The sequence below is a fragment of the Thiolapillus sp. genome (assembly GCF_048562965.1).
In the GTDB taxonomy this organism is placed as follows: domain Bacteria; phylum Pseudomonadota; class Gammaproteobacteria; order Chromatiales; family Chromatiaceae; genus Thiolapillus; species Thiolapillus brandeum_A.
In genome coordinates this window covers 1-7922 of the sequence record NZ_JBHNMF010000126.1, presented here as the reverse complement: position 1 = coordinate 7922, position 7922 = coordinate 1, and the positions used below count along the sequence as shown (strand labels likewise).

Genomic DNA, 7922 nt, shown 5'->3' with positions numbered 1-7922 from the left:
GTTGTATTCAAATCGTTTACGAATTTTCTTGACTCGGAAAACCGCGAACAACTTACTATCAACAAAGGGCCGGAGTCAAATCACCCCAGGCCGTTACATTTTCCCGATATCACCCTGATTCGACTCCGACCTCTCACTTCCTTTCCGTGAATTGACGTGGATAGCACCAGCTGGCAGACTGCGCACCTCGCCAGAAGGTGCTCTGCGGCAGATGCCGCGGAGTTAAACGGGAAGCCGGTGAAATACCGGCACTGCCCCCGCAACGGTGATTGGGAAAGAAAGCGGCAACAGCCACTGGGACGACGTCATCCCGGGAAGGCGCGGCTTTCGGAGTCTCTCCAGCCCATCAGTCCGGATACCGGCCTTCAGGCACATCCCCTAACCCGGCGCGGGTGTGCGCCCTTGAAAAGGAATACCACAATGAAGCTTTCTACTCTTACTCTGGCCCTGCTTATGGGGCCTGCCCCCCTGCTCGCCGCCGAATCACTGGATACCCTGGTGGTTACCGCCGCCGGCTATGACACTTCACTGGATGATGCACTGGCAAGCATGGAAGTCATCACTGCCGGGGAAATCCAGCGCTCGGCGGCAACCGATATAGCCGACCTGCTGCGGTTTCACAGCGGCCTGGAAATCGGCCGCAACGGTGGCCCCGGGCAGGCCACATCCCTGTTCATCCGCGGTACGGAAAGCGATCAGAATCTGATCATGATCGATGGTGTAGCGGTAAATTCGGGCAGCGTAGGCAGCACCGCGCTGCAGCATATCGATCCCCAGAACATCGAACGCATCGAGATCTACAAAGGCCCCCGCTCCACCCTGTGGGGCTCCGGCGCCATCGGCGGTGTTATCAACATCATCACCCGCAAGGCCGGAGAAGAGGCGCTCAGCTATGGAGGCTCTCTGGAAGGCGGCAGCGATGATACCTGGCGCGGTAATGCACGTATCGGCCATACGAAAGGCAACCACCGTTTGAGCGCCTCGGTATCCCATCAGCGCACCGACGGGTTTCCCACACTGGAAAGCTCGAATATCAACCGTGGCTATGAAAACACCAGCTTCAACCTGGCTGCGGGCATCGATACCGGCAGGCACAGCTTCGACGCCAGCCACTGGCAGACACAGGGCAACAACGAGTACCTGGATTATTTCGGCAATCCCCTCGATCAGGATTTCTTCAACAGCCGCAGCAGTCTGAGCTGGACGGCGCCTTTCTCTGACATCTGGACCAGCATCCTGGAGCTGGCCTACGTGCGTGACCATATCGACCAGAACCAGAGCAGCGACTCGGTGCACACAGACCGTACCGAGCTCAAATGGCAGAACGAACTGACGCTGACCACCAGCGACAAACTGCTTCTGGGTCTCAAGAGCAGCGATGAGGACGTCACCGCCAAAGGTGGTTTTTCGTCCTATGACGAGAATACGGATTTCTGGGAAGCCTGGGCGCAATATGACCTGCTGCGGGGCAATCATCATCTCATCGCCGATATCCGTCATCTCGATCATGAAGATGCGGGCACACATTTCACCTGGAGCCTCAACTACGGCTACAACTTCGGAAACAGTACCCGCCTTTTCGCCAGCGCGGCAACAGGCTTCCGGGTTCCCAGCGCCAATGAACGCTTCGGCTTTGGCGGCAACACCAGGCTGAAACCGGAAGAGTCCACGTCCTACGAACTGGGCGCGCGGCATCAGCTTGCAGCCGGCCATGAACTCAGCGCCTCTGTCTACCGCAACGATATCGACAACATGATCCAGTGGGTACTGGTCACACCGCCATTCAGCGGCTACAACCAGAATATTGCCCGGGTGCGTATCGACGGCCTGGAACTGGGTTACGACTACAGCGGCGAAGCCCTGAGCCTGCACCTGGGCGGCAACTGGCAGAACCCCGAGGACCGCAGCACAGGAGATCGCCTGCTGCGCCGGGCCGGGCACAGCCTCAACGCCCGCGTGGATTACGCCTGGGAAGACTGGAATTTCGGCGCTGACCTGCTGTACTCCGGCAACCGCAAGGACTTTGGCGGTATCACCCTGGACAGCTATACTCTGGTGAACCTCAATGCCAGTTATCGGCCGAACCCGAACTGGCAGATCTTCGCCAAACTGGAAAATGCCTTCGATGAAGACTACCAACTCGCCAGCGGCTACAACACCCAGGGCCGCGCCGGCTACCTGGGCATCCGCTACAACCGGTAATGCCGAATGGCCCGCCTGACCCGAATCGTCACCCGTACGGGTGACAAGGGCCAGACGAGCCTGGCGGATGGCAGCCGGGTGGACAAGGACAGCCTGCGCATCCAGGCCCTGGGTGATCTGGATGAACTCAACGCTGCTCTGGGACTGCTGGCCGTGGAACTGGATGACCCGCCAATGAAACGGCAGATCACAGACATTCAGCATCGGCTGTTCGATCTGGGCGGTGAACTGGCGCTGCCCGGCAGCACCGTCATCAGCGAAAACCAGGTGCTTTTCCTGGAACAGTACCTGGATGCCATCAACGAAAAGCTTCCCCCCTTGCGGGAATTTGTCCTTCCCGGAAGCACCCGCGCCACCGCACAGGCACATATGGCCCGCGCCATCTGCCGCCGGGCCGAGCGCAGCCTGTGGCGACTTTCCCGCGGAGAAACGGTAAACTGCGAATCCCTGAAGTATCTCAACCGCTTGTCCGACCTGCTGTTCGTCCTGGCGCGCCATCTTGCCCGGCAGGCATCGGATAAGGAAACGACCTGGAACCGAAAAACGTGAAAAAACCCATCGTACTTGTTGGAATCGGAGAAATGGGCGGCGTCTTCGCCCGTGGCTTCCTGCGTCTGGGGCACCCCGTCTATCCTGTCACCCGCAATCAGGATCTGGAAGCTGCGGCACAGGAGATTCCCGCCCCCGAAGCCGTACTCATCGCCGTGGGTGAAAAGGACCTGCCCCAGATTCTCGAAAAGCTGCCTGATGCCTGGCGCGAAAAGATCGTGCTGCTGCAGAATGAGCTGTTACCCGCAGATTTCGCACATCTTCCCCAGGCCACGGTCATTTCCGTCTGGTTCGAGAAGAAACCCGGCATGGACTACAAGGTCATCATCCCCTCCCCCTGCTTCGGCCCGAAGGCAGCACTCGTCCGCGATGCGCTGGGCCATCTGGATATTCCCGTCAGGATAGATACTGGCCAGCGAAGAGGAGCTGCTGTTCGAGCTGGTGGTGAAAAACCTGTACATTCTCACCACCAATATTGCCGGGCTCAAGACCGGCGGCAACGTGGGAGAACTCTGGTCGGAACACGAGGACATCGCCCGCAAGGTCGCCAACGACGTCATCGATCTGCAGGAAAGCCTCACGGGCAAGACCTTCGACCGTGAAGCCCTGATCTCGGCCATGCTCCGCGCATTCGAAGGCGACCCGGAACACAAATGCATGGGTCGCAGCGCTACGGCACGGCTGGAGCGGGCTATGAACCACATATCGACCTGCCTACCCTGGCACAGCTCGCCTCTGAAATGCACTGATCCCGGGGGAAACACATTGACGAACGAACTCATGCCGGGCAGCACGGTCACGCTGCATTTCAGCCTGTCCCTGACGGACGGCACCGTTGCCTTCGATACGGAGGACGAGGCGATGACCTGCACCCTGGGAGACGGCACCCTGCTTCCTGGCCTGGAACTCGCGCTCTACGGTCTGACAGCGGGCGAAGAACAGACCCTGACCCTTACCCCCGAACAGGCCTGGGGCGAGCGCAAAGCGGAACTGGTCAAGGAAATGCCCCGCAGTGACTTTCCTGCAGACGCCCGACTCGAGGCGGGGCAGGTGCTCTCCTTCAGCCTGCCAGACGGTGATGAAACCCTGGGCGTATTGCTGTCAACCGATGAAGACAAGGTACTGGTAGACTTCAATTACCCCCTGAGCGGCCAGGACGTGGTGTTCCAGGCCCATGTTCTGGAAGTGAACAACAGCGGCATTCCCGACGACGAATAGACACAGTATGTGCTGGGCCTGCAAACGGCATCCTGTCCGCTGAAACACCCGCTCAACTACCGGAGCGTTCCTTGTACTCCGTGGCCACGCAGCCAAAAAAAGCCTTGAAACGCCGGCAGAAATGGCTGGGGCTCTTGAAACCCAGGTCGTAGGCCACGGCTGTAATGGCCTCACCGCTACGGATGCGCTCCGCCGCCCGCTTGAGACGTAACTGCTGCTGCAGCTCCACGGGAGAACAGCCGATCTTCTCTTTGAACTCCACGTACAGACGGCTGCGACTCATGCCCGCATGACGGCAAAGCCGGGTGATGTCCAGGGGCTGGGAAAGGGTGCTGTTGATCCAGTCCAGGGCTGCGATGAGTGCATTGGCTTCCGGATCCCTGCTGCACCAGGTGAGCAGGAAATCACGGGTCTTGTGACGCAGCAGGCGGACGATGAGTTCAGAGACATTCAGGTCGATGAGCAGATCCCGGTCCGGGTGGTTCTCCATGAACAGCTTGATGAGCCGGTTGAGCAGGCGCTGGGTTTCACTGTTGTGGTGGGTGTGCAGCACCGGATTGCCGAACTGCCACTGTTCCGCCACCTCGGTCATTCCCAGGGAATCGACCAGGCGTTCACTGACCTGGGTAACCTTTTCCCGGGAGATTTCCACAGTCAGGCAGGTAGTGGGGTTTTTCCGGCTGGCGTCGGGAAAATCGATCTCCACCGCTTCCCCTGGTGCCAGCACAAAGCTTTCATGGGGCAGGAACACTGTCCCCGGAGCATCTGCCGCATCATCAGGATGGTGCATGATCTTGCGCCCGGAGATCATGCCGCAGAACAGGAGCTCGTCGGCATCCAGGCGCACGCGTGACGCAGCCTCATAAGTATCATAGATGGCAACCTCAGCGCCCTCCCCGGTGAATCCCACCCGGTTCTCGATGAGCTTCTGTGGCGCGCGCAGCTTGTTGAGCTTTTCCGACATCCCGTTTCCCGAGTCCGCAGGGCTTATCGCCAGCCTGAATCATACACCAGCTTTTCTCCCGGGCAGCGTGCTTCTGGACGCAGGAGCAACGTTTCTGGATGCTGAGGCAATCACAGTACCCGCAAAAAGCTTAGTTTAGATGGACTTCGCCGACTTCCCCAGCCCGGGTGGATTGAGGGGTCTACAAGAACTGAACTTCAGGAGAAAACCATGTCAGACAAGCAACCCGAATTCAAAGAACAGTACGAGAACTTCATCGGTGGCGAATGGGTCGCCCCGGTGGAAGGTGACTATTTTGAAAACATGTCCCCGGTAAACGGCCAGTTCCTGTGCCGCGTGCCCCGCTCCGGGAGCAAGGACATCGACCTGGCCGTTGCCGCTGCCTGGAAAGCCGCGCCGGCATGGAACAAGAGCTCTGTCACCGAACGCAGCAACATGCTGCTGAAGATCGCCGACCGCATCGAGGCAAACCTGGACAGGATCGCCCATGCGGAAACCTGGGACAACGGCAAAGCCATCCGCGAAACCCTGGCCGCCGACATTCCCCTGACCGTCGACCACTTCCGCTACTTCGCAGGCGTGATCCGCGCCGAGTCCGGCGAGGTCTCCGACCTGGATGCGAGTACGGTGTCTATGGAAGTCCACGAACCCCTGGGCGTGGTGGGTCAGATCATCCCCTGGAACTTCCCCATCCTCATGGCCGCCTGGAAACTGGCACCGGCCCTGGCCGCCGGCAACTGCGTGGTGCTCAAGCCTGCCGAACAAACCCCGGCTTCCATTCTGGTGGTCATTGAGCTGATTCAGGACCTGCTGCCTCCCGGCGTGCTCAACGTGGTCAATGGCTTTGGCCCCGAGGCCGGCAAGCCCCTAGCCACCCACCCGGATATCCGCAAGGTGGCTTTCACCGGGGAAACCACCACCGGCCGCCTCATCATGCAGTACGCTTCCGAGAACATCATCCCGGTGACCCTGGAATTGGGGGGAAAATCGCCCAACATCTTCTTCGACTCCGTCATGGCCGCCGACGACAACTTCCTGGACAAAGCCATCGAGGGCTTGGTGCTGTTCGCCTTCAATCAGGGCGAGGTCTGCACCTGTCCTTCCCGGGCGCTGATCCAGGAGAACATCTACGACGAGTTCATGGAGCGCTGCCTGAAGCGTATCGACGCCATCAAGATGGGCGACACCCTGGACGCCTCCACCATGATGGGCGCCCAGGCATCCAACGACCAGTTCATGAAGATCCTCAACTACATCCAGATCGGCAAGGATGAAGGGGCCGAGGTTCTCTGCGGCGGCGAAGCCTACAACAACGAGACCTATCCCGAGGGCTATTACATCAAGCCCACGGTGCTCAAGGGCCAGAACAACATGCGTGTGTTCCAGGAAGAGATCTTCGGTCCGGTGCTCTGCGTGACCACCTTCAAGGACGAGGAAGAAGCCCTGCAGATCGCCAACGACACCATGTACGGACTGGGCGCCGGCGTCTGGACCCGGGACATTCACCAGATGCAGACTCTGGCCCGGGGCATCGAGGCCGGTCGCGTCTGGGCCAACTGCTACCACCTGTATCCCGCCCACGCGTCCTTCGGCGGACAGAAGAAGTCCGGCATCGGCCGCGAAACCCACAAGATGATGCTCAACCATTACCGCAAGACCAAGAACATCCTCATGTCCTACGACAAGAATCCTCTCGGATTCTTCTGATCTGATACATTGCCAAGGGACTGTGCTACGGCGCAGTCCCCTTTCAGGAAAACGATATGAGCAATAAGGAATACTCCGAACGGGTGGCCGTTACGAAAGCCGCGGCAAAAGTCATCGACCAGTTGCGGGAAAGGCACGGCGAGCTGATGTTCCACCAGAGTGGCGGCTGCTGCGACGGCTCGGCTCCCATGTGCTTTGCCGTGGGGGATTTCATGGTGGGCTCCCGGGACGTGAAGCTGGGCCAGGTGCATGGTTGCGACTTCTACATGGCAGCGGACCAGTTCGAATTCTGGCAGAACACCCATCTGACCATCGATGTCACGGAAGGACGCGGCGCGGGCTTTTCCCTGGAGATTCCCCTGGGACTGCGTTTCGTCACGGTTTCACGCCTGTTCACCGACGAAGAACTGGAAAACCTACGGCCCGTAGAGCAGGGCTGACTTCCCCGGGTTATGGCAAAACCTGTATCCGTAGATACTCTGTTCACATGCAACTCCAATTTGCCATGTGGTGATCCAAATAATTTATCATGCGATGGTTCCAGACAGGTCAAAGAACCGCGTGTTATCAAATGGCTTTTGTTGTTTGAGCATGGCGTGAACGGCGTGTAACAACTTGCGCATCACCGCACAGATGGCCTGTATTTTCTTGAGTCCACGCTTTTCGATCAGGTGCCTATAGTAGCCATTGACATGTTTGTCGTGGCGGGCAGCGCTCAATGCCGGCATATAGAGGGCTTGGCGCAGGTAACGGTTGCCCACCTTACTGATTCGCGCCTTTTTGTTGATGCTGCTGCCTGATTGATGATGCTTGGGATCCAGGCCGGCCATTGCCACCCATTGTTTGGCTTTCATGTCTTCAGGCAAAACCAGCAGTTCTCCCATGAGTTGAATGGCGCTGGCTTCAGCGATCCCTTTCACTGACAACAATAAGGCCAGTACCTGTTGCATTGTTTCGTTGGCCTCGATTAACTGCAAGGTGCGTTTACGCAATGTATCGATTTGGTGATCAGCCTGGGTAATCGATAACTGGACGTCCTCCAAAATGAATGAAGGTGTTGTGTCCGTAGCCTGCAACGCGTGCAATTGATTTTTGGCCTGTGTTCGCTGTTTGGTCAGCGCCTCAATCCGTCTGGCACAAGCTCTGACCTGGAGAAAGGCGTCATTCGCTGCCAGCCATGGAGAGCGAAGCGAAGGCTGGTAGACCCCAGTAGCCGCGAGGCCGCACTGTTTTCCCGGCGTGCCTTGCGCCAGAGGGAAAACAAAGTAGGCCTCCGAACGCG

Annotated in this window: 8 protein-coding genes and 1 riboswitch; of the genes, 6 read left to right on the top strand and 2 right to left on the bottom strand. The window is 58.6% G+C overall.

The window, feature by feature from the left end; translation table 11 throughout:
• The first annotated feature begins 178 nt into the window (after positions 1-178).
• Positions 179-382: riboswitch (cobalamin riboswitch) on the top strand.
• A gap of 38 nt (positions 383-420) precedes the next feature.
• Genes ACOCD2_RS08625 through ACOCD2_RS08610 form a run of 4 tightly spaced genes read left to right on the top strand, consistent with a single transcriptional unit; the run spans position 421 to position 3969 of the window.
• On the top strand, positions 421-2202 hold the full coding sequence (locus ACOCD2_RS08625; protein ID WP_293646727.1) for a TonB-dependent receptor domain-containing protein: 1782 nt from the start codon (positions 421-423) through the stop codon (positions 2200-2202).
• Between the two features lie 6 nt (positions 2203-2208).
• Complete coding sequence (locus tag ACOCD2_RS08620) at positions 2209-2751, top strand: cob(I)yrinic acid a,c-diamide adenosyltransferase (RefSeq protein WP_293646725.1); 543 nt, start codon at positions 2209-2211, stop codon at positions 2749-2751.
• On the top strand, positions 2748-3353 hold the full coding sequence (locus tag ACOCD2_RS08615) for a hypothetical protein (protein WP_305800235.1): 606 nt from the start codon (positions 2748-2750) through the stop codon (positions 3351-3353). The genes ACOCD2_RS08620 and ACOCD2_RS08615 overlap by 4 nt, the downstream gene beginning before the upstream one ends.
• Positions 3253-3969 carry an FKBP-type peptidyl-prolyl cis-trans isomerase gene (locus ACOCD2_RS08610; RefSeq protein ID WP_308214429.1) on the top strand — a complete coding sequence of 239 codons (717 nt, stop codon included), beginning with the start codon at positions 3253-3255 and terminating at the stop codon, positions 3967-3969. Before ACOCD2_RS08615 ends, ACOCD2_RS08610 begins: the two co-directional genes overlap by 101 nt.
• A gap of 52 nt (positions 3970-4021) precedes the next feature.
• On the opposite strand, the gene ACOCD2_RS08605 is transcribed toward ACOCD2_RS08610, so the two are convergent.
• Complete coding sequence (locus ACOCD2_RS08605; protein ID WP_293646723.1) at positions 4022-4933, bottom strand: helix-turn-helix transcriptional regulator; 912 nt, start codon at positions 4931-4933, stop codon at positions 4022-4024.
• A gap of 210 nt (positions 4934-5143) precedes the next feature.
• Between ACOCD2_RS08605 and ACOCD2_RS08600 the strand changes: the two genes are divergently transcribed.
• Both ACOCD2_RS08600 and ACOCD2_RS08595 read left to right on the top strand, forming a co-directional pair.
• Positions 5144-6640, top strand: a complete 1497-nt coding sequence (locus ACOCD2_RS08600; RefSeq protein ID WP_293646721.1) for an aldehyde dehydrogenase family protein — start codon at positions 5144-5146, stop codon at positions 6638-6640.
• Between the two features lie 56 nt (positions 6641-6696).
• Entirely contained in the window at positions 6697-7080 is a 384-nt protein-coding gene (locus ACOCD2_RS08595; protein ID WP_293646719.1) for a DUF779 domain-containing protein, read from the top strand.
• Positions 7081-7167: 87 nt separating this feature from the next.
• Here the strand turns inward: ACOCD2_RS08595 and ACOCD2_RS08590 are convergent, their stop codons facing one another.
• Positions 7168-7683 (bottom strand): transposase, encoded by a 516-nt coding sequence (locus ACOCD2_RS08590; protein ID WP_295366727.1) that lies wholly within the window; start codon positions 7681-7683, stop codon positions 7168-7170.
• Positions 7684-7922 lie beyond the last annotated feature (239 nt).

Coding starts and splice junctions, on each gene's coding strand:
- ACOCD2_RS08625 (WP_293646727.1), top strand. CDS start 421: ATGAAGCTTTCTACTCTTACTCTGGCCCTGCTTATGGGGCCTGCCCCC.
- ACOCD2_RS08620 (WP_293646725.1), top strand. CDS start 2,209: ATGGCCCGCCTGACCCGAATCGTCACCCGTACGGGTGACAAGGGCCAG.
- ACOCD2_RS08605 (WP_293646723.1), bottom strand. CDS start 4,933: ATGTCGGAAAAGCTCAACAAGCTGCGCGCGCCACAGAAGCTCATCGAG.
- ACOCD2_RS08600 (WP_293646721.1), top strand. CDS start 5,144: ATGTCAGACAAGCAACCCGAATTCAAAGAACAGTACGAGAACTTCATC.
- ACOCD2_RS08595 (WP_293646719.1), top strand. CDS start 6,697: ATGAGCAATAAGGAATACTCCGAACGGGTGGCCGTTACGAAAGCCGCG.